The 21900-nt window shown below is 37.8% G+C and carries 29 protein-coding genes; all 29 read left to right on the top strand.

Translation table 11 applies throughout. From position 1 onward, the window contains the following. Positions 1–231: 231 nt before the first annotated feature. On the top strand, positions 232–1146 hold the full coding sequence (locus ACR1R9_RS15340; RefSeq protein ID WP_433923235.1) for a sugar phosphate isomerase/epimerase family protein: 915 nt from the start codon (positions 232–234) through the stop codon (positions 1144–1146). Beyond that, the gene (locus ACR1R9_RS15335; protein WP_433923236.1) at positions 1143–2315 is read left to right on the top strand and encodes a Gfo/Idh/MocA family protein; all 1173 of its coding nucleotides are present in this window, start codon (positions 1143–1145) and stop codon (positions 2313–2315) included. Before ACR1R9_RS15340 ends, ACR1R9_RS15335 begins: the two co-directional genes overlap by 4 nt. Before the next feature lie 53 nt (positions 2316–2368). Next, the gene (locus ACR1R9_RS15330) at positions 2369–3466 is read left to right on the top strand and encodes a Gfo/Idh/MocA family protein (protein WP_433923237.1); all 1098 of its coding nucleotides are present in this window, start codon (positions 2369–2371) and stop codon (positions 3464–3466) included. Positions 3467–3686: 220 nt separating this feature from the next. Continuing rightward, a complete protein-coding gene (locus tag ACR1R9_RS15325) occupies positions 3687–4073 on the top strand; it encodes a hypothetical protein (RefSeq protein WP_433923238.1) in 387 nt (128 codons plus the stop codon). Between the two features lie 186 nt (positions 4074–4259). Then, complete coding sequence (locus tag ACR1R9_RS15320; protein ID WP_433923239.1) at positions 4260–4982, top strand: nucleoside phosphorylase; 723 nt, start codon at positions 4260–4262, stop codon at positions 4980–4982. Between the two features lie 265 nt (positions 4983–5247). Continuing rightward, entirely contained in the window at positions 5248–5895 is a 648-nt protein-coding gene (locus tag ACR1R9_RS15315; RefSeq protein WP_433923240.1) for a lysozyme inhibitor LprI family protein, read from the top strand. A gap of 246 nt (positions 5896–6141) precedes the next feature. Further along, positions 6142–6519, top strand: coding sequence for a VOC family protein (locus ACR1R9_RS15310; protein WP_175381307.1), 378 nt, complete (start codon positions 6142–6144; stop codon positions 6517–6519). A gap of 291 nt (positions 6520–6810) precedes the next feature. Next, the gene (locus ACR1R9_RS15305; RefSeq protein WP_433923241.1) at positions 6811–7239 is read left to right on the top strand and encodes an NUDIX hydrolase; all 429 of its coding nucleotides are present in this window, start codon (positions 6811–6813) and stop codon (positions 7237–7239) included. Between the two features lie 91 nt (positions 7240–7330). Beyond that, a complete protein-coding gene (locus ACR1R9_RS15300) occupies positions 7331–7576 on the top strand; it encodes a hypothetical protein (RefSeq protein ID WP_433923242.1) in 246 nt (81 codons plus the stop codon). A gap of 40 nt (positions 7577–7616) precedes the next feature. Further along, positions 7617–8180: a hypothetical protein gene (locus ACR1R9_RS15295; RefSeq protein ID WP_433923243.1), complete on the top strand. Its 564-nt coding sequence runs from the start codon at positions 7617–7619 to the stop codon at positions 8178–8180. Between the two features lie 196 nt (positions 8181–8376). Further along, entirely contained in the window at positions 8377–8925 is a 549-nt protein-coding gene (locus ACR1R9_RS15290) for an ATP-binding protein (protein ID WP_433923244.1), read from the top strand. 424 nt (positions 8926–9349) lie between these two features. Beyond that, positions 9350–9916: a histidine phosphatase family protein gene (locus ACR1R9_RS15285; protein ID WP_433923245.1), complete on the top strand. Its 567-nt coding sequence runs from the start codon at positions 9350–9352 to the stop codon at positions 9914–9916. Positions 9917–10035: 119 nt separating this feature from the next. Next, positions 10036–10425, top strand: coding sequence for a hypothetical protein (locus ACR1R9_RS15280; RefSeq protein WP_433923246.1), 390 nt, complete (start codon positions 10036–10038; stop codon positions 10423–10425). A gap of 286 nt (positions 10426–10711) precedes the next feature. Then, positions 10712–11821 (top strand): DUF3626 domain-containing protein, encoded by a 1110-nt coding sequence (locus tag ACR1R9_RS15275; protein WP_433923247.1) that lies wholly within the window; start codon positions 10712–10714, stop codon positions 11819–11821. Between the two features lie 5 nt (positions 11822–11826). After that, complete coding sequence (locus tag ACR1R9_RS15270; RefSeq protein WP_433923248.1) at positions 11827–12036, top strand: hypothetical protein; 210 nt, start codon at positions 11827–11829, stop codon at positions 12034–12036. A 6-nt stretch (positions 12037–12042) separates the two neighbouring features. Beyond that, complete coding sequence (locus ACR1R9_RS15265) at positions 12043–12498, top strand: phosphotransferase-like protein (protein WP_433923705.1); 456 nt, start codon at positions 12043–12045, stop codon at positions 12496–12498. An 80-nt stretch (positions 12499–12578) separates the two neighbouring features. Then, positions 12579–13199 carry a zinc dependent phospholipase C family protein gene (locus ACR1R9_RS15260; RefSeq protein ID WP_433923249.1) on the top strand — a complete coding sequence of 207 codons (621 nt, stop codon included), beginning with the start codon at positions 12579–12581 and terminating at the stop codon, positions 13197–13199. Positions 13200–13622: 423 nt separating this feature from the next. Then, entirely contained in the window at positions 13623–14102 is a 480-nt protein-coding gene (locus ACR1R9_RS15255; RefSeq protein WP_433923250.1) for a hypothetical protein, read from the top strand. A gap of 60 nt (positions 14103–14162) precedes the next feature. Beyond that, a complete protein-coding gene (locus ACR1R9_RS15250; RefSeq protein WP_433923251.1) occupies positions 14163–14462 on the top strand; it encodes a GNAT family N-acetyltransferase in 300 nt (99 codons plus the stop codon). A 73-nt stretch (positions 14463–14535) separates the two neighbouring features. Continuing rightward, complete coding sequence (locus ACR1R9_RS15245; protein WP_433923252.1) at positions 14536–15315, top strand: phosphotransferase family protein; 780 nt, start codon at positions 14536–14538, stop codon at positions 15313–15315. A 218-nt stretch (positions 15316–15533) separates the two neighbouring features. After that, on the top strand, positions 15534–15935 hold the full coding sequence (locus tag ACR1R9_RS15240) for a GNAT family N-acetyltransferase (RefSeq protein ID WP_433923253.1): 402 nt from the start codon (positions 15534–15536) through the stop codon (positions 15933–15935). A gap of 53 nt (positions 15936–15988) precedes the next feature. Next, on the top strand, positions 15989–16534 hold the full coding sequence (locus tag ACR1R9_RS15235) for a GNAT family N-acetyltransferase (protein ID WP_433923254.1): 546 nt from the start codon (positions 15989–15991) through the stop codon (positions 16532–16534). A 166-nt stretch (positions 16535–16700) separates the two neighbouring features. Further along, on the top strand, positions 16701–17801 hold the full coding sequence (locus ACR1R9_RS15230; RefSeq protein ID WP_433923255.1) for a CHAP domain-containing protein: 1101 nt from the start codon (positions 16701–16703) through the stop codon (positions 17799–17801). Between the two features lie 25 nt (positions 17802–17826). Continuing rightward, positions 17827–18297, top strand: a complete 471-nt coding sequence (locus ACR1R9_RS15225) for a DUF5662 family protein (protein WP_326066295.1) — start codon at positions 17827–17829, stop codon at positions 18295–18297. A 26-nt stretch (positions 18298–18323) separates the two neighbouring features. Further along, positions 18324–19319 carry a serine hydrolase domain-containing protein gene (locus ACR1R9_RS15220; RefSeq protein WP_175381297.1) on the top strand — a complete coding sequence of 332 codons (996 nt, stop codon included), beginning with the start codon at positions 18324–18326 and terminating at the stop codon, positions 19317–19319. Positions 19320–19474: 155 nt separating this feature from the next. Continuing rightward, on the top strand, positions 19475–19999 hold the full coding sequence (locus ACR1R9_RS15215) for a GNAT family N-acetyltransferase (protein WP_175381296.1): 525 nt from the start codon (positions 19475–19477) through the stop codon (positions 19997–19999). A gap of 246 nt (positions 20000–20245) precedes the next feature. Next, positions 20246–20794, top strand: coding sequence for a GNAT family N-acetyltransferase (locus ACR1R9_RS15210; RefSeq protein WP_175381295.1), 549 nt, complete (start codon positions 20246–20248; stop codon positions 20792–20794). A 25-nt stretch (positions 20795–20819) separates the two neighbouring features. Then, positions 20820–21338: a GNAT family N-acetyltransferase gene (locus tag ACR1R9_RS15205; RefSeq protein WP_433923256.1), complete on the top strand. Its 519-nt coding sequence runs from the start codon at positions 20820–20822 to the stop codon at positions 21336–21338. After that, positions 21339–21863: an AAA family ATPase gene (locus tag ACR1R9_RS15200; protein WP_310852665.1), complete on the top strand. Its 525-nt coding sequence runs from the start codon at positions 21339–21341 to the stop codon at positions 21861–21863. Positions 21864–21900 lie beyond the last annotated feature (37 nt).

Raw genomic sequence — 21900 nt, 5'->3', positions numbered from 1 at the left:
AAGTTGCAAACCAGGCATCTCGAATCAGAAGGATCTTCTGTTATTCGGGGTGCTTTTTGCTATGTATGCATTCAAAAGGGAACTTGCAAGTTATCTCTGAATGGGGAATATGGTCTGCTGTTTATCTGTCATTCATCTCTTCTCGTTCCCCCCTATGGAGGCATTCGTATGAATGATACAATGCGTTTACAACAATAAATTGAATACGTTTACATAAGGAGATGAATGTTGATGAAATTGTCTGTATTCACTGTTGCCACACCGGACTTGACCGCAGAAGAATTGGCTTCTGCTGCAGCCGCAGCAGGCATTGAAGGGATCGAATGGAGATATCGTGGAATACCGGCGGATGCTTTGTCCGAAGAACCTTCTTATTGGAGACATAATCGTTGCTCGATAGATCCGGATCAATGGGAGGAACAGGTACCTGCATTTCGTGAAGCGGCAAAAAAGCATGGCAGACAGTCGATTGCATTGGTGCCATATCTGAGCTGTGGAGATCTGCTTGCCACGGAGCAAGCATTTCAAACGGCACAAGCCTTAGGAGCATCCATGATGCGTGTTGGAGTTCCTGGTTATGATCGCAAAACCAGCTATCCTGAATTATACAAACAAGCTGTGCATTATCTGAATGAGGTTCAAGAGATGGCCCAACAGTATAAGGTAAAAGCTGTAGTAGAGACCCATCACCAAACGATTGCCCCCACTGCATCACTGGCTTATCGGCTCGTGCAATCGCTGGATTCACAGCATGTAGGAGTATTGTACGATCCAGGTAACATGGTCCATGAAGGATATGAGAACCATCGTATGGGACTGGAATTACTGGGACCTTATCTGGCACATGTGCATGTGAAGAATGCGGCCTGGTTCAAGGATGCATCTAACATGAATTCGAATTCCAGTGTGAATGAACAAAATACAGAAATCTCGCTAACATCAAACTGGCATTGTCAGTGGGCCCCCTTGACTGAAGGCGTGGTGAACTGGTTGCAAGTATTCCGTGACCTCAAATCCGTTGGATATGATGGATATTACGGGATTGAGGATTTTAGCGGAGTCTTGGAATCGAAGGTTATGTTACAGCATTTTGCAGATGTTTTTGCCGAAATTGAACGTCGTGTGGAAGAGGAGGTACAGGTATGAGTTTGGTTCGAGTAGCCGTCATTGGAATTGGGAATATGGGTGCAGCCCATGCCAGAACGTTGGTAGCAGGAGAAGTACCTGGTGCAGAACTGGTGGCTGTGTGTGATGTGAGACAAGAAATGGAGAGCTGGGTATCCAGCAACCTTCCGGCTTCAGTCACTTATTGGCAGGATGCGGAGCAGATGTTGTCATCAGGGACGATTGATGCGGTAATTATAGCAACTCCGCATTATGACCATCCCGAAAAGGCCATTCAGGCTTTTCAGTATGGCCTGCATGTCATGATCGAGAAACCTGCCGGTGTATACACCAAACAGGTACGCAAGATGAATGAAGCGGCGGCTGCCAGCGGCAAAGTGTTTTCCATGATGTATAACCAGCGAACCAACCCTTTATATATCAAACTAAAAGATCTGATTGCCTCGGGAGAACTGGGTGAGATACGTCGCACCAACTGGATTATTACGAACTGGTATCGCTCTCAGAGCTATTATGATTCAGGCGGCTGGCGGGCAACGTGGGCTGGTGAAGGGGGCGGTGTCCTGATCAACCAGGACCCTCATCAACTGGACTTGTGGCAATGGACCATCGGCATGATGCCGGTGCGTATGCGTGCCTTCTGTTCATTCGGCAAATACCGGAACATTGAAGTGGAAGATGATGTAACGGCATATGTCGAGTATGAAAATGGAGCAACAGGTGTATTCGTGACCACAACGGGTGAAGCACCAGGCACCAACCGATTTGAAGTCAATGGGGATCGAGGCAAAATTGTCATTGAAGATGGTCAGTTGACCTTCTGGCGTCTTCGTGAACCCGAACCTGAATTCAATCAGAGATTTACCGGAGGATTTGGACAGCCAGAATGCTGGAAATGCGAGGTGCCAATTACGGGTGTGGAAACCGGTCATCCTGGCCTGATTCGCAACTGGATCGATGCCATCCTGAACGGGACTCCGCTTATTGCTCCCGGTGAAGAGGGTATCCATGGTTTGACTTTGTCTAATGCTATGCTGCTGTCAACCTGGACGGATAACTGGGTAGATCTGCCGATCGATGAGGATTTGTTCTATGAGCATTTGCAGCAGCGGATTGCCAGTTCAAATACAAAGAAAGACAAGGCAGAGAGTGGTAGTCAACCTGCCGATCTGTCACAGACATTTAAGTAAGGTAATTGTGTAGCTGGTTATTCACGAATCCCAGACGGAAGGACGGAGAAGACATGGCAAAAGACGGAATGTTCTATGCTCCAAAGAGTCTGAAAAAAGAGGTCGTATGCGGTCCAGGGGAGTTTACCATTGCTGCTGTTGCGTTGGACCATGGACATATCTACGGTATGGTTGGCGGGCTGGTGGAGGCTGGGGCAACGCTCAAATGGGTATATGATCCTGACCCGGCTAAAGTCGAGGCCTTTCGGAAACAGTTCCCACAGGCACAGATCGCGGCATCTGAAGCGGAGGTACTTGCTGACGATGAAGTGAAGCTCGTAGCCGGAGCAGCCATTACATCGGAACGTGCACCACTCGGCATGAGAGTCATGGCCGCAGGCAAAGATTATTTTACGGACAAAGCCCCCTTTACCACACTGGATCAACTGGCCCTTGCGCGTGAAGAGGTTAAACGCACTGGGAAGAAGTATATGGTCTATTACAGTGAGCGTCTGCACGTGGAAAGTGCAATCTATGCCGGACAACTGATCGAACAGGGAGCCATCGGCAAAGTTGTACAGGTTATGGGGACAGGGCCGCATCGATTGAATGCGGGTGGTCGGCCTGAATGGTTCTTCCAGCATGAAAAGTATGGTGGCATCCTCTGTGATATTGGAAGTCATCAGATCGAGCAGTTTCTGACCTTTGCTTCATGTACGGATGCAGAAGTGGCGTTCAGTCGGGTGAACAACTTCAATCATCCACAATTTCCGGAACTGGAGGACTTTGGCGAAGCATCACTCATCGGCAACAACGGGGCTTCAGGTTACTTCCGCGTTGACTGGTTTACACCGGATGGTCTGGGTACCTGGGGCGATGGGCGAACGGTTATTTTGGGAACGGACGGATACATTGAACTGCGTAAGTATATCGACGTGGCGAGAGAGCCTGAAGGCGATCAGGTATACCTGGTTAACCATGAAGGGGAATACCGTTATAGCGTCAAAGGACAGGTAGGTTATCCATTCTTCGGTGAACTGATCCGGGACTGTCTCGATCGAACAGAAATCGCGATGACACAAGAGCATGCGTTTAAGGCGGCAGAACTCTGCTTGATTGCGCAGCATAAGGCAATGAGTGAGAGAGTGGTATGGAGTAGTGGTGCGAAGTAAATGCATTATTTAAGATAGTAATAGATTATGTAGGTGGAGAGCGGCCTGATGTATAGGCTGCTCTTTTGTTTGTTGTAGTACCTTCGCAAATGGAACAATATGGTTTATTATGTATGTAGTTCAGAAATTGAGTTAAATGTGGTGTTTACGAAGTGCATAAATTAGATGTTAGATGAAATCATCGGAACAACATTCAACACTAACTAAAGGAGTGACCTGAATGATAAAGTCGCCTGGAGGTTCACTTTTTCCATATTATTATAAGGGTGGAGAAATCCATTGCCTTAAATATGGAAGTAAGTATAAAAAATACGAAGAGCTTTTTGAATTAATGAGACTGGAAGAAGAATTTATTTTTAAAGCGAATAAAAAACTGAAGATATGGATTGATCTGTATGAAACATCTATAACAGAAATGGTTCTTCAAGAACTTGTGAACAATCTAAATAACTTGAATGGCTATGTAAAGAAAATCTCATTTGTTGGACTTTCAAGTATAAGTAAATGGAAGTTAAAACGCAAAATAAAGAATTTAAAGCTAGAATACCCTGTTTCATATTTCTCAGATCCGGAGGAAGCAAAGACTTGGTTGATAAGTGAAAGATAGTGAATGTAGCTCAAGAAGGCGATGAATCTGATAACACATCATTCACGCATCGGGCATACGGCCCTTGGTGCGCAGAAGCAGCCGGACACTTCCGACTCCGTCGGACGTCGTGAATACAGGAACGTTATATGTAATAGCTGCAAAGAAATAATAAAAAAATTTAAATTACTTTGGAGGTATGTCGAGGTGGAGAACAAAAAAATCGATATTAATGAATTCCCGATATTGGAATTTGATGAATCGCGAGTTGCAATAATAGAGGCAACTAATTTTATCAAGCCAAAAGAAGAATTTGAATACTGTGTCATAACATTTTTTCGAGATGTAATTGAAAAAATGAAAACGGAGGGGAAGTTGAAAGAAGTTGCATGTCTACATTGCGAGACTTTAGATTTACCAATATATGAAACATATTATCAAGGAAAAAAAGTACATATTACTTTGGGGTATTTAGGAGCTGCAGGTTCAGCAGGATTCTTAGAAGAACTGATAGCCTATGGTTTTCAGAAATTTATAGTTTGTGGTGGTGCAGGTGTATTACAAAAAGACATTGCTGTTGGACATGTAATAGTACCATTTTCGGCAGTGAGAGATGAAGGAGTATCATACCATTACATTAATATACATAATATAAAGTATATTAAGGCCAAAACTTGGACGACAGATTCATTTTATAGAGAGACTAAAGAAAAGGTTGAGTTGCGGAAAGCAGAAGGGTGTATAACTGTAGAAATGGAAGCAGCAGCATTTATGGCTGTCTCACAATTTAGAAATGTAAAATTAGGTGTTATCTTGTATGGCGGTGATGATTTAAGTGGTGTCGAATGGGATAGTCGAAGTTGGAATAGCAGATCAGAAATAAGAGAAAACCTTGTTCAAATATCAATGCGGATATGCAGTTCCTTATAATGAAATAGCTATAATCCATTTATTAATCCATTTATAAAAATGGAAATGCTAAATAGACAACACCGTATTCACGCTGCGGCCCCTGATGGGTCTTTGGTCTGCAAGGCGCATTTCGGAGAGACATGGATTCAGCAGACAACCCTGTGAGGCTAAGTGGCGGAGCCACCCGGTCTTAGCAGACCTTAAGCCTCTCGGGTTCGTGAATACAACAACGTTATGCGCCATTACCGGTAAATATTAAAGATAATATTTAAGGAGATAATTTATGAAAGGTAAGATACTCTTCTTATTTTTTATTACGATAATGTTTTCATCTTGTCAAAATATTAGTCAATCGACTAATAGCGAAACTAAATCAATAATGAATTCTGAACTACATCCTGATGTAGAGAGTAAAGGTAATGGAACAGAATCGAAAGAAATAACTGAAGGTCGATCAGAGCCTTCTAACAATGAAGTGTTATCCATGAGAATTGGGAACTACGATTTAAAAGGAGAATTTTATGATGAAATGCTTCGAAATCCTATAGATCATGATTATGAAGTAGAATTTAATGAATTTCAAAATTCCAAAGAGATTATTACAACAATGGCATGGGGAGCGTTGGAAAGCAAATATACAGAAATTTGGGATAAAGAGTTGAATCAAATATATAATAAGCTTCTTTCTAAGTTGGATAGAGAACCAAGAGAAGCACTAATCGAATCGCAGAAAGAATGGTTACAGTATCACTTAAGGGAAACAACATTTGTAGAGAAGACATTTATTAATAATGGTTACCTTGGATCAAAAGGATCGGTAAGCCTAGGCACGGTTATACGGGAGAGAATTAGGGAAAGAACAATGCAATTATTTGAATATCGATATTTGCTAGATAGTGAAGTTGAGTTTTTATACCAAAGTGAAAAATAGAGTTGGAATCTTGATCAAAGGTTTTTAGGTGATGTTTCGAAGACAGTAACGGCGCTTAACAATGTATTCATGTTGTGGGGCTAGCACCCGTTGGTTGTCAGATGTATAATCATGGAAGAACACTCAGACAACAAACGAGCCAGTCTAAGATAATTGCTATCTAAGGCTGGCTCGTTTCGTGAATACGAGAATGTATATGAAACTGGCTAAACCCTGAAAAAACACAAAACCCAGGAGGGAATTTTTTTGAATAACTTGATTGAGAATGTTGATCATATTCAAATACCTGTTAAAGACGTTGATCAGGCTGTAGGATGGTATAGTGAAGTGTTAGGATTAGAACTACTGAGAGTTTATCCTCATGCAGCATGGCTGAAATTCAATTCAGGCCCTGTACTGATGCTTCACTTCAGTTCGAAAAATGATAAGACATTATGGTTATCCAATGATGGTTTTCCTATGCCATCATTTATGTTTCTAACAAAGGACATTGAATTATTACACACAACGTTACAAACACATGATGTAAAGGTAAGACTATATGAAGATCATGGGTTTGGATGGGTAATTAAGTTTACAGACCCATTTGGAAATGAGTTAGGAGCATATCAACCAAAGAAATGACCGCAATATAAAGAGAATCTGTAAGTATATCAAGAAAGAGCCAGCATTATATAACACCGCATTCACGCGGTGGGTCGTATCGCGCCCCTTGGTCCGCCCGAGGATTTTCAAAGAGGTGGAGTCAGGCGGATAACCCAGCACCACCTAACCGCATCGCGGCCTTATGATCTGGGAGGCTAAGATAAGATCTATCTAATCCTTTCAGATTTACTTAAGGTGGTGAGGATTCGTGAATGAAGTAAAGTTATATGAAAGATAATCAGATCTAAATCAGAAGGGAAGCCAAACATAATGATCAGAGTCGATGTAGCTTATTCCTTAATTACTGACCCAACCAATTCCAAAATATTAATGGTAAGGAATGTAGATGATTCTAGTGACCGATGGTCACTTCCAGGTGGCGCTGTTGAAAGAGAAGAATCATTAGACCAAGCAGCAATAAGGGAAGCTAAAGAAGAAACTGGACTAGATATTAAAGTTCATGGAATACTGGCAGTAAATGAATGTAAATTTCCGGAAAAAGAAGAACATGTAATATTTATAACATTTAAAGGTGAGGTAATCGGCGGGAATGAAGAAATAGTTAGACCTAATGAAATTTCTGAAATAGCTTGGGTTGATATAGAGAAGGCTGAACAATTAATGCCTTACTATAAAGATGGATTAAGAAGACTAATAGATGGACATGAAATAACATATTTTAACGAAGGCAATAAGTAATTTTGTTAGTTGTTCGCGAGGTCCATTTCCCTAAGATAAGAGCTCTCTATGGGGAATGGACCTCGCGAATACAGAAACGTTATTTGAAACTTTGGAATGGCGGAAAAAAGAAAAAACAATAAAGGAGATTACCTCAATGTGTACTAGTTTCGCTGTTCATTTAGACAAGACATTTATTGGTATGAACTTCGATATTTCTCCAAGACCAATCAAAATTATTATGATTGGCGAAGATCAACTATCAGTCCTTCAGAATGATGATGGACAATTTTATCCAGCCTTCGGTTTGAATAGTAGTGGTACATTCATGAATTTATTAATGGTCGATCCAAATTGAAGAAGGCAAATATAGACGTGGCAAGAATTGCGTACATATTATGAAATTGTTTGAAGAAATTCTTTCAGGACGGATCGAGTTATCTCAATTAAGTGAATATTTAACCAATAACGTAATTGTTAATGTCCCTAGTCATAGTGTCCACAGTTTGATAGCCGGGAGAAATCGGAAGACATATATTGTTGAGCCTGGAAGAAAGAACATTGATATTAACTCTTCGTATAGGGACTTCATGGTACTAACTAATTTTCCAGTATCGGATAATTTCAATAATGAATATAAGAATGTTGAAGGACCAGGAAAGGATAGATATATAAAGGCTTATGAAGTCATTACAAATAACAAAGAAACATTTAATATTGAAACAGGCCTTAACTTGCTTAAGGGTACTGCTCAGCAAAGTGGGGATTATCCAACCCTAATTTCGCTTATATTTGTTCCAGAAGAAAGTAAAGTTCATTTTACTTTGAATGGAGATTTTACAAAGATATTTGAATTCTCATTTATCCATAAGCAAATTCAGAGTTTTGAAGGTTTTACAAGCAATAAAAGTCTTAAACTTACCAAAAAAGGTGTATTACTTTCAGAACTTGAAGATTGGTAATGAATGTACAGATATAGGAATAGGAATTCGAGAGTAATTCAAATGAAGTCTTAAGCATCACATCACATTCACATCACACTATATTCATGCATAGGGCCACTAGGCACTCGTTCCGACCAGGTGATGAGACGTTGTGGATACGAGAACTTTAAGTGAGGGTCCGGTAAAAACCATAATAGAAATAGGAGAGATTCTTATGGACCGCTTGGTAGTCATGACGGTAGGAAAAACTCATAGTGGCAAAACCACCTTTGCCAAAGAATTAGAATCTGTATTACAACAAGCTATTGTAATTGATCAAGATAATCATGCTGAATTTATTAATGAGCATTACAAGAAACTTCGCCCTATAGAAGGCCCAAACACTTTAAAATTCTCTGTAACTGATGCAATTGTTAACTACGCTACGGAGCAAAGCAATTTCCACATTATCTTAAGTAACTCTAATTTGAATAAATCAGGAAGAGCAAAAGTTCTCCGATATTTTCATAACAAAGAATTTAAAAGTATCATTGTGTATTTTGATTTACCCGATGATTTATTGAAAGATCGCGTTATACGCACGCAAAGAAGCAAGGCTATATTTAGAAGTGCATCAAGCTTTTTGGAAGTATTGGAGAGACAAGAAAATTTGTTAGAAATACAACCTAGTAAAGATGAAGCAAATTATATATTTATCATTAAGGACCCAAATAATATAGCGGAAGTTATTCAACAAATAATAGCAATCATAGGTACTAGATGATTCGATGAAGGCTGATCCTTCAGATAACATTATATCCACGCTGTGAGGTTTACGCCCCTTGTTCGTCCCGATGTATAATCATGGTAGATATCGGACGACACACGAGCCGACTTAAGATAGGAGCTATCTAAGGCCGGCTCGCGTCGTGAATACAGTAACGTTAGGTGAAATTACCGTAAAGCAGGTCAGATAGGAAAAACAAAGATGGAAGACCTGCAAGAAGACGGTCAAATCACCTAACATCATATTCGAACTGAGGTCTATACGGCCCTTGATCTACCAGAAGTATATTCGAGAAGAGTAATCAGGCTGGTACCCATTCCCCTAAGATAAGAGCTATATATAGAGAATGGACGTCGCGAATATATCAACTTTATGTGAAATCATAGTGTGATTTTTATGAAAGCATCTAAAGGAGGCTTGTATGAAGACAATTATCTATATGGTTAGGCATGGAGAATCACCATACAACGAAGGAAATGAAAGAACAAGAGGGCTTACCCCAAAAGGAAAGATCGATATTGAAAAAGTAACGAAGTTACTTATAGGTGAAGAAATAGACATGATTATATCAAGTCCTTACACTCGAGCAATTCTGAGTGTTGAAGGATTGGCCAAGCACTTAAAGTTAGATATTAAAGCATTTGAAGATCTTAGAGAACGACATTTTGCATCTTATAATATTGAAAATGCAGAGTTAATGTCTAGTATCAGAGAGAGTTTTAATGATTTTGATTATACCTTGCCGGGTGGAGAGTCCAATGCTGATTGTCAGAAAAGAGCAATCTCAGTTCTAAAACCCTTACTAAAAGAGAATAGAGGGAAGAAAATAGCAATCGGGACTCATGGTCTTGTGATGACTTTGATGATGAATCATTTTGATTCAGCTTTTGGTTTGGAGTTTTTGAATCAATTAAAGAAACCAGATATTTATAAAATGCAATTCGAGGACTTAGAATTAGAAGAAGTAACAAGAATGTGGAATGATTAGAATTCCTGAGGTATATAAAGAAAACTGTGACATTACATGTCAGAGTATTCACGCTGCCTTGGTCTTGCTGGAAGCAATTCAGTGAAGTGTAAAACATCTAAGAAGGATGAAAAGAAAAAATGATAAAATCTATTAGTATTGATGCATGGAATGGGGCCACATTTAAGGAAGAAATCGTTGTGAATCCTACATGGACGGACGCTTTAAGTTTTTTAAGAAAACTCGATGGAGATAAATTTACATTAGTATTTTTTGAGGTATCAGACACCGATTCAGCATTAGTTGGGGGCGGACCTGAATATTTCATTGTGTCTATTACAATTGATGATACTATATATACTCTTATAAACGATAAACAGGGTAACTGTGAAATTCCTCTGGTTGTTGGTGGTCAGTTAGGCAATTATTGTGATAACATTTGTATAGAATTAATTCCCATGCTTGAAGCCATAAAGTATTTTTATGAAACCGGAAAACTACTCGAATTACATAAATGGAAACAACAATAAAATTACTCTGAATGTAACTCGAAGAAATGAGTGACATCATCTAATGGGCAGCAGGGTTCGTGGTCCGGAAGAGCAGATTCACCGGACACTTTCAACCTGCTAATTGGCAAAGCCACCTGTCACTAAGTGCCTAAAGCCACTTAAACATTGTGACTTAAAAAAAACTGCGAACGCTTACATAAAGGCTATGAAATTATGCGTTACTGCAGGGAGTGATGATGCTCCTAATAGCCTTGTTTTTAAAAGTAGGTAGAGGTCTCAATTTTAGAAAAGGATGGTGTTTCTTGTGTCGAACAACAGACAACTTACAAGATCTCAGAACGCAGCGATTGAATATATAAGTAATGACGCAAGATCCCAAAAAAGAGAAGCTCAAGCATCACTCAAAGAAATTTTTCATTTTTCGAATATTCCTTGGAACACCTTTGAAGAAGCAGTTCATAAGATTAAATCCCATGCAAGGGTGGCTTTGCATTTTCATCCGGATCGTCCGGTTTTAGATATGAAAAGTGTAGCTCAATCTTTATTAGCGCAGGGAATCTATAAAAGTCAGTTCGAGACTTTTATATCCAATGGGAGCGTATCTGCATACGTAGGTGGTGCAAGAGATCTTTGGGAGGAAAAACTATTTGGCGGAGCATATCAGTTAGAAGGTGCAACCAACTTTGAACGGCCAAAGTATGGTGCTCTTCATTTGTTGTTACATCCGGATGGACCGTCTCCACGATTCGGCTCTTGTTATTTTCTTTTAAAACCGAATGCTTCATATCGCTGTACGTTCACTTACGGTGGCTCTCAAGATGCTCCAAAGGAAAAGGGGACATATGAGGAATTAGACGATATTTTATCTGCGCTTTTTACGGATGCTTTCTTTCGGGATTATGCTATAGGAGAAAAAGATCTTACTCCTAAAAAATTGATAGATCAGCTATTGTACAATCTGGAACGTTCGTTAGAGGATCCGTCAAAACTGACCCCACATCGGAATCTTAACCATTTTATCGAAACTCAAATTCATGGAGATATATATCTTGAAGATGATGTGGAAATTTTAGTAGCTGACCCATCGTTCAAAGGAACGGAAATAGGGAATTATTTAGAGCAAATCTGCATCAAATATTCCATTGAACTATTTTGGCATATGGGATTTGCGATGCGTGCAGAGGAAGTGCCCTCTGATTTTAGGGGTCCAACCATGCCATCATTAGCGAAGCGAATTGCAAGCAACGGTAATATTGACGCAAGTGTAATTGGGAATGCTGTCAACGATTTGAAGCACAATCCTGATCTCTGGTCTGACAGAGGTAATTACGAAGAAGTGCTTCAGGAATTAAAATACATGTGGCATATACTTGTTAGATATGGTAAATCGATTGATAAGCTGTATATAGGATGATTCTAATGAAGAAATCATTATTTATAAAACTAACAAGTGCTGTATTATCAACGATTATTATGTCTTTTATGTGCGCAACGATATTCTTTCCTGATGAGTTCGGAAGTACATTTTTATTGGGGATAATAAACTCAAACATAACCGATGCAAAGGAAGATGAGAAAATGGATAAAGGGAAAATTATTTTTCTGAATGGCGTAACCAGTTCAGGTTAAACTTCCATCGTAGAAGCTATGCAAAATTACGATGAACCCTTTTTTTATGTTGTGGCCAATGATCTTTTTGAAAATACGATTGGTGATAAACATTTGCAAACAGACTACTGGAAGTATTTAAGTGAAGCGATCATTCTAATGTATCACACAGCAAAATTATTTTCGGATCATGGAAAGAATGTTTTAATCGATGGGATACTTGTTGAAAGACCGGAATTGAAGCCGCATTATGATAAAGTCCAAGATATATTCGATGGATATCCTTTGGATATCGTTGAGGTTTACTGCCTGTTAGATCTTTGTCGTAAGCGAAATATAGAACGTGGTGACAGAAGAGAAGATCAATCCGATGAGCAAAATAAAATAATGTCGCAACACATTCGCTATAGCTTTTCAGTCGATACGAGTTTGAATACGCCGGAATGTGCAGAAATGATTATCACATCAGTATTCAAAAAATAATTTAATGATTGAAAATATCAGTTCAAGGAAGCAGAATCAGACAAACACACTTCAAACTTTCATTGAGGGGAGGAAGAAGTATGGGTTCAAGAATAATGCATCTGATTGTGGCAAATAGAATCGCAGATTCCTTATCTATTGTAGATAAGACGCCGTTTTTACTTGGAAATATTGCACCGGATGCTGTTACAACAAAAGATTCATCACATTTTTTTGCTGGTGAAATTCAGGATTATTCAAGGAACGTAGACTATAAAGGATTTTTACATAAGTACCGATCACAGGCAGAAGACCTTTACGTTCTGGGTTATTTCACACATTTAATTGCAGATGACATATGGTTGAAAGGTTTTAATTTACCTTGGTTAAGGAACAGAATGGAAGCTAATGAGGGACTATATAAACAGTATCATAACGAATTTAGATTATTGAATGGGAAGTTGCTTGAACATTATGGATATAAAGAGGAATTAAGAAACAGGCTCATTCACATTCCAACAATACCGGATTTAGAGGAAGTTAAATCTACAGATGTCGAAAAGTTTGTGCCATATATAATTGACGATTTGAATTATGACAAAGAAATTTTGATAGAAGCACTTAATGTTTTTACTTTTGAGCAGATCATTGGATACTTAGAGACATCAGTCGATATGGGAATATTGAATATGAAGTATATAAAGATAAAGTACAATTTGTAAATAATTTTGTAAAGTCTGAGGTGTCCCTTAACAATGCATCCACGTATCGCACCCGCATGGTAGCTGTTCGATCTAAAGACATGAGATAAAGTCAATCGCAATGTCATGTAGCTCGAAATTGTAAATATAATAATTAATCTAACGGGTCAGGCTACCGATATTAGGTAGCCTGTTTAAATAACGGAGACATGTTAGTTTGTTCATAGTGAATTATAAAATCAGGCACCTCCTGACGTCCTGTCTTTAGTCAAGGATATGAGCCGAAATCAGATAACAATATGTTTACGCAGCGGCTTCTTACGGAACCTTGGTCTGCAGAATGAATTTCAGGGAAGCTGGCTCAGTAAAACATTCGACTTCGTCGGACATCGTTAATACAGGAGCGTTATGTGAGATGCCGGATATATATACAAGGAGCGAAAAATGAAAAAATGTATAGTGTTTATATTATTCATTTCAACCTTATTAATGGGATGTAACAAGAACGAGCTAATATATAACGCCCCAACCAATGAACAAATCACTGATTATGTAAATAGTCATCGTTTAGATTTACAAGATAGTATATGGATTAAGGACTCAGCAATCATTTTGCTCGAAAACTCATTAATTACCCTTTATACAGATCAACATGGGAAGGTATATGACCAAAAATTATCATGGGGAATAAATTATTCAAATCCTGTGTTTGTAGGAAACGGAAACCCATATATAGCAGTGATAGTTAATAACAAAATGTTAAGCTCTGGAGCTGATCGTATTTTAATTACTTATACTGATGGGAAGTTCTATTCAAGAGGGATTACGGAAAAGAAGGGATATTTGATTCCTAATACTCAAATTAATGAAGTAGAGAACTTAGTAATATTCGACAATGAGGGTAAAGAACTTTACAAAAAGTAAACGGAATAGCCCCAATATACCACTACTACTCGCAGTAATGAAAATGGCGTTGGGATTGCAGTGAATGACAAAGATACTCACGCTCTAGATTTATTGCGCAGTAAGAAGTTTGTGGAGAATGATCTGTCTGAAAACATACGATGGTACAGTAAAAAAACGAATTATGTTTATGTTGAACCTGTATGTACAATTCCGGAGTATCAGCAGAAGGGGCTTGGAAAAGCAGTGGTATTAGAAGCCTTGAAAAGAGGTCGGTCCTTAGGTACTGAAAAAGCATATGTTATTTCGGATAGTTCTTTTTATAAATCAATAGGCTTTCAACAGCATTCTTACTATACTTTCTATTGGCATATCTTTTGATACTTTCTTGAGCCTCTCGGGTTCTTAGGGAACGTTATCTAAAAGAGAGAGAATTGTGAGAAAGGATGAATGCATGAATATTCAGGACCTCCCAATTGAAATAATAGAACAAATCGGAAAAGTTCAGAGAATTACTTTTCCCAGGCAAGGTCATACTTCTATCGTAGCTATTTTGGATACGCCCGATAAAAAGTATGTGATCAAAAAGACAGAAAACGATCTCTATAATGAATCGTTGTCAGATGAATACAAGGTGCTTCAATCTCTTTACCATACGGGACTACCTGTTCCGCGCGCACATTCATATCATGTCGAGAATAAATCGAGATGGCTTTTAATGGATTATATTGATGGAATAAGTTTGAGAGAATTTCTATCTAAAGAGCCCGATCTCAAAGATAAAGAAAAAGCTATTTTTAACTTTGGACTTTGTTTAAAGAAAATACATGAATGTTCTTGTCCTATTGAATTATTGAAGAATGATAATCCTTGGTTAGATACAATGCTAAATAAAGCAGAATATAATCTGACTCACTTTGCAGTAGACGGAACAGAAGAACTACTTAAACGATTGAAAGAAGTAAGACCTAAACCAATAGATAACACTTTGATTCATGGCGATTTTACAATAGATAATGTATTAGTTAATGAAGGCAATATAGTTGGAGTTATCGATTGGTCAGGAGCTACGAACGGGGATCCAAGATATGATGTAGCATTGGCAATTAGACCAAAATATAATGCTTTCGATAATGATAGAGATAAAGAAATATTTTTTAACGCATATGGCAAGTTAAGAATAACGGATGAAGAGTATAACTACTTTGAAGACGGGGTATATAGCTTCTTTTAGTATCCTTTCGCAATGTGTACAGCAGATAACAACATGTTCAGGCATCGAACCATTTGGCCTTTAAGTTGGTGAAGTTTATGAATTCAGGAACACTGCATGATGAAAATAATGATCTCGTAAAAAGAGCGAAGATGTTTCCTGTAACCTTCGTTATCAAAGCAAGAAAACTTTGAAATTACTGAATAGATCCAAAAAAATATTATCTATGGGGGTTACTTATGATAACGTTAAAATTACATACAGAGAGACCGATTCTCCAATCTGAACTAATGGGTCTTTATCAAGATGCTGGTTGGTGGCCTAACCGAGATGAGAATGGAATATTACAGCTACTTGTTAGCGGTGTTGCAGTAGGAGCTTGGAAAGATGATATATTAGTTGGTTTCTGCAGGTCTATTTCAGACGGAATATATCGGGCTTATGTAGAAGATGTTGTTGTATTAAGTACTTACAGAAATAAAGGAATAGGAGAACTAATGGTCAAAAGACTTTTAGATGAATTGAAAGATATTGACGTTATTAGTTTGTTTTGTACAGAGGATTTGGGTGGCTTCTACGAATTGTCAGGTTTTAAACGGACAAAGCAAATTGTAATGCATTATAAGAATCAAGGAATTTAAAAAAATATTCAAAGAAGATGGGTACTTACTTAGGAATAAGGGAGAATGCGACAATGTTTAAATACGAAATTGATGATTCTTCTTATTTATCGCTATTGAAAATTAAAGATGCAGAACAATTATATAATTTGATTAACAGTAATAGGGAGCATATAGGTGAGTGGCTGAAGTTTCCTAGTATTACTGTAGAAGCGGATGATTCAAAAACCTTTATAGAAAGAACACGGATAAGATATGCCAAGGAAGAGGGTTACTGGTTAGGAATATGGAGTGAGGATAAACTTGTGGGTTCTATTGGTTACTTATATCTAGATCAAGAGAACAAAAAAACTGAAATTGGATATTGGCTAGGTAAAGAATATGAGGGTAAGGGATTAATTACTAAATCTATTAAAGTATTAATAAATCATGCTTTTGACGAACTGAAATTAAATAAAATTGAGATAGGAGCAGCTACAAACAATTTAAAGAGCCGTGCAATTCCTGAGAAATTAGGGTTTAAACGTGAAGGTGAACTAAGAGATTACGAGTATATCAATGGAAGGTTTCTAGATAGAATAATCTATGGATTGAAAGCCAATGAATGGATATTGGAATAGTACTTTTTATAGAAAGTATATGATATCATCCGAGATTAAACTTTTTACAGCGGTGCTTATGCCCCTTTTCATTCAATGAACAATCAGGGAAGTTGACTCTGACGACATGCGAGCCGACCTTAGATAGTAGCTATCTAAATCTAATATAGTGACAGGAGGCGAAAGTTTGATTTCACAGAAAAAGCTTAAACGGGTTGAATTTGTTCGTACTCTTGTTTTTGAAACGCTACTTACTATAGAGAATACCTCCAAGAAAGAGGAAGCATTGGTTAATCTTTTCGGGGTTTCTAGCTTCGCTTCTTTACTTGCCATACGAAGAGAAGAAAATTCGGAAATTGCGGCGATCGCAGGGTTGCTCCATGATTTTTATTTCTATAAAACCGGCATAAAATACTTCCCTGGCCTTAACAGTGCGGATTCGGTAAGACCGATTTTGCGTAGCACCCAAATCTTTACCGACGAAGAGCTATCTGTCATTCTTCGATCGATCCTTTATCAAAACGATAAAAATCAGGTCCATGGACCATATGAAGAAATTATTAAAGACGCCATACTTATACAGATGTATGTTCAGAATCCGGAGGATCTTTTTTCTGATATTGAGATAAATAGATTACAAAAAAGTTTTGTTGAATTAGGGATTCCGATAGAACAGGTAGAGGTGAAGTGCAAGATTAACAGAGAACCGATAAACAAAAGAACGATAATCAAAGGAACTGAAGATAGACGTCTTAAGTTGGCTGAAATTGCGGAAGCGCTTGCAGTTCAAAGGATTATGGGAATTCCGGAGGATGAAGACTATCGGGAAATATGCAAGTACTGGCCGGACTCGGATATCTATAAAGTACTGGAAGCAAATTGGTGTGCCGCATTCATCTATCATTGCTGCATGCAGGCTGGCATCATACTCCCTATTCGATACCCGAATCACAGTTATCGATTAGCTGGGGTTGGCGCCTGGTTAGATTGGGCTCAGCTACCTGAAACAAATTTTTTATATCAAGATGGATACCAGGGTTTTAAACCAAAGCGTGGTGATATTGTCATTTTTGAAAAGCTTCTATCCGATAATTCTCATGATCATATTGGAATTGTTTTGGCATGTGAGGGAAACCGATTATTGGTTGCAGAAGGTAACAAAGACAATAAAAACTTCTCCAGCGTTGTTTACAGGAATAGAGAACATTGTATTTACGGATATATACGTATAGACAACAGCTATCAATTTCATTTTAAAGGGGATATATACCAATTGTTTCTAAATTGAGTAAAAAACTTTAAAACCGAAGGAGATGGTCACTATACTCCTAGTATATTGGCGGTATTATCTTTATGTTTTGGATCATAAATTAAACGTTCTTATCGAATGTTGGAAAGAAGGATTATATCTTCAAGGGATAATCCATGACATGTCTAAATTCTCTCCTCACGAATTTTTTCCTTATGCACGTAAATTCTATTCAAATCAGAAGGACGAGGATACCGAGCTGAGATGGAAGAATGCGTGGCTGCACCATCAAAATCATAATAAACACCACTGGGAGTATTGGATAGTAAATAAAAATACTAGAGAAGCCTTACCAATGCCAAAGAAATATTTGATAGAAATGGTATGTGACTGGCGGGCTTTCTCAAGAAAATGGGGGCGTAAAGTTAAAGAAACTAATTTACCAGAAAGAATGATGACATCTGAAAGTATAATATTACACCCAAAGACAAGGGAAGAACTTGAAAATTTCATGAAGAAAAAACAACAACAATAAACATAGTGAAGAAGGTGCACCTTTCATTGTTTAACCTAAAAATATCAAATAATAAAGCATTCATTGAACTGAATGATTATGTCTTACAGGTAAAGAATAAAATATCTGCTACCGCTGCTGCGACATATATTATTCATAATGATCGTATCGTGAATGAATGGTACTCAGGAGTACATGACAATTCTAAACCTAGTCGATTAGTTGATGAGGAATCACAATTTAATGTTGCTTCAGTTCGAAAAACATTTTTAGGATTTGCTATTAGTCTTGCATTACATGAAGGTAAGGTCAGAAGTATAGATGATCTTGTTGTGGACTACTTGAATGAGTTAGATAGGAAAGCACTAAGGCATATAACAATACGACATTTGTTAACCCACACTCATGGTTTAGGTGATCTGCATAATAGATTGTTTCTTCAAGGAACCGACTGGAAGTACAATAATACTGGTGTTAATCTGCTAATCGAGATTATTCGGAAATTATATAAAATCCCTGTATCACAATTACTCGAAGAGCGTTTATTCTCACCTATGGGCTTTAACCAAACAGGATGGAGGAAGGAAAATAATGAAAAATTAGTATGGCTCAATGAACAATATAAGGATGATCAAGGTAACCAGGCCAACTTATTTATGAGCACAAAGGAACTAGCATATTGGGGTTATCTGCATTTGAATAAGGGAGCTATAAACGGGAATCAGATACTTCCTAAAGAAATATTTGAGCAGACAACCACTATAATTAGTCCTCCTGATCTGGAACAACAATTGCCGAGAAACGGTTTTTTTTGGTTTGTGCAAGATGAACCGCGGTCTTTTACAGAATTAGGTGATAAACTTCCACACGGTTCTTTCCAGTCTCTGGGCGCCACTGGATGTGCCTGTCTTGTCATTCCTAAGTGTAAAACTGTTGCGGTAAGAATGTATAATCAGACTGGACAAAATCCGTTAGGGTACGACTATCTTGAGGATATCAAAACATTTGGGGATTTGGTCTGTAAGTACATAGAAGATCTATAAACCGTGAACTTGGCTTAAAAGATATCAGGCATTCCATTTAAAAGATAATGATAAATTTTTACTGAATAAGAATATATGTTCTGATATAATTGAACTGAGAATAGTAAGTCTCTTCCTCTAAATTTGGTACAAATAAAAACAGTGAGGTGAATGAGATGGAACAAAGGAATTCGCCAGAGGTAAGAATTGAACTATGGGACGAAGGAGATTTAGATTTGCTTCGCCAATTAAATTCGCCTGAGATGACAGTACACTTCGGAGGACCAGAGACTGAGGAGAAAATACTAGCTCGCCATAAGCGCTATTATGAAATCGCCCAAAATGGAACAGGGAAAATGTTTAAGATTCTCTTACTTCCGCATCTTGAAGTCGTGGGTAGTGTAGGGTATTGGGATCAGTCGTGGAAAGAAGAATCTATTTTCGAGATAGGTTGGAGTGTTTTATCGGAATATCAAGGTAGAGGAATAGCGACAGAAGCAACAGCAAAAGCCATAGCTTCTATCCGTTCTGAAAAGAAGAAACATAAATTCATTCACGCTTTTCCTAAAACCAAGAATCCCGCTTCAAATGCCATTTGTCGCAAGCTGGGCTTTTCGTATATTGGCGAGTGTGATTTTGAATACCCTATTGGGACTACCATACGATGTAATGACTGGAGATTGGCAGTCGAGGAAAATTAAGATCAAGAGCATGGAGGGGGATTTTAAATCAGCTGCATGGCTTTCTCCCATATTTCAGGGCAGATGAGAGACCATCTGCTTTTTTTTTTGCTTGATTTACTTCATATATGTAATAATATGGTTAGCGCTTAGTGCATATAATTTCCTCATTAAAGGACATAAAAGATCCCAGTTTCTATAGATTTATTTTTATTTGAATCCTAGAGATGCTGAGTGAAACAACTTAAACCATTAAGGAGAACTAAAATGTCGCAGTTTCCCAAGTTAGAAACAAAAAGACTTGTATTAAGAGAGCTAACAAAGAATGATTCCAAAGATATATTTCAATGTTTTTCATTGGATGAAGTTACGAAGTTTTATGATGTGGAGAGTTTCACAAACATTAAACAAGCAGAAGAATTAATTCAAAGGTGGAATGAAAGATTTGAATCAGGTCAAGCTATTCGTTGGGGAATCACTTTGAAGTCGGAAAACAAAGTCATCGGAACATGTGGCTTTCATGGCTGGATGAAAAATCATTATAAGGCTGTCATTGGATATGAACTATCACCAGAATATTGGCATCAAGGTTTTATGACCGAGGTGGTTGAAAAGGTAATTGAATATGGATTTAACACGCTTGGTTTAAACCGAATTGAAGCATTTGTAGAACCGGAGAATGTGGGATCAAGAAAGGTTCTTGAGAAAATCGGCTTCAGAGAAGAAGGCATATTGAAGGGGAATTTTTATTGGAAGAATCGATTTGTTGATAATGCTATTTATGCATTTCTCAAGAGTGACTATAAAGTTCATTAATTAATAACGAAAGAAGGATAGCCAGATGATAACAATTAGGTTTGTCTCACATGAGGATATCCCACACATTCAATCCATAGCTCAAGAAACATGGAATTATACTTATCAAGGCATATACTCCGAAGGCTACATACAAGATTTTCTAAGTAGAGCATATTCAGATGAGAATTTAAGTCGATCTATCGATAGAGATATTCAAAGTGCTAAACGGAGTTTTTTAATAGCAGAATTTAATGGCAGAGTCGGTGGATATGCTCAAACAAGACAAGTCAAAGAAGAAGAATATGAATTACTAAGAATCTATATACGACCTGAATATCACAAAATGGGAATAGGAAAAGAATTTATTCAGAGATTCACTCAAGATTTAAAGCCAATAAATAAACTGTTTGCCTGGGTAGGGAAAGAGAATTATATAGGAAGAGCATTTTATGAGAAAAGTGGATTTAAAGAAATAGAAGAAATGATTGAAACCATAGAAGGGCACAGCAAAACGCAAGTTAAATATGAATTGGAAATCTCAAAGGGAAAGGTGGTTTCATAGATGTTTTTTCTTCAAATGTCGGGATTTCCTGGTTCCGGTAAGTCGACTCTTTCAAGAAGGATCGCTAAAATTACGGGTGCCATAATTATTGATCATGATATCTCAAAGTCTTCCATATTAAAATCCATTGGGGATAGTAATTTAGAATTAAAAGTTTTAGGTATGACTTCATATAATATTGATTGGGCCCTGATAGAGTTTTATCTCTCCCAAAGCTATGACGTAATATTCGATAGTCCATGCTTTTATCCTGAGATGATTGAAAGAGGTTCGTCATTAAGTAAGAAGTATAATGCTAAATATAAGTACGTTGAATGTTACCTGAATGACTATCAGGAAATAAGTAAAAGATTACAAAATCGAGAACGGATGATAAGTCAGATTTCGGATACATCTGAAGAAGAGTTTAAAAATAATGTTAATGAAAGTAAGAGACCTAATGATATTCAATGTTTGCGTGTTGATTCGTCACAACCTATAGAGAAGTATTTAAATAACGTTTTAAATTATATTGATGAAGAATAAGGGATGTCTCGTGAAATCGAAAATCCAATGATCCAAT

The organism is Paenibacillus taichungensis (genome assembly GCF_050994985.1).
Classification (GTDB): domain Bacteria; phylum Bacillota; class Bacilli; order Paenibacillales; family Paenibacillaceae; genus Paenibacillus; species Paenibacillus taichungensis.
The sequence above is the reverse complement of the archived record's forward strand: the minus strand, read 5'-3'. Positions and strand labels throughout refer to the sequence as shown.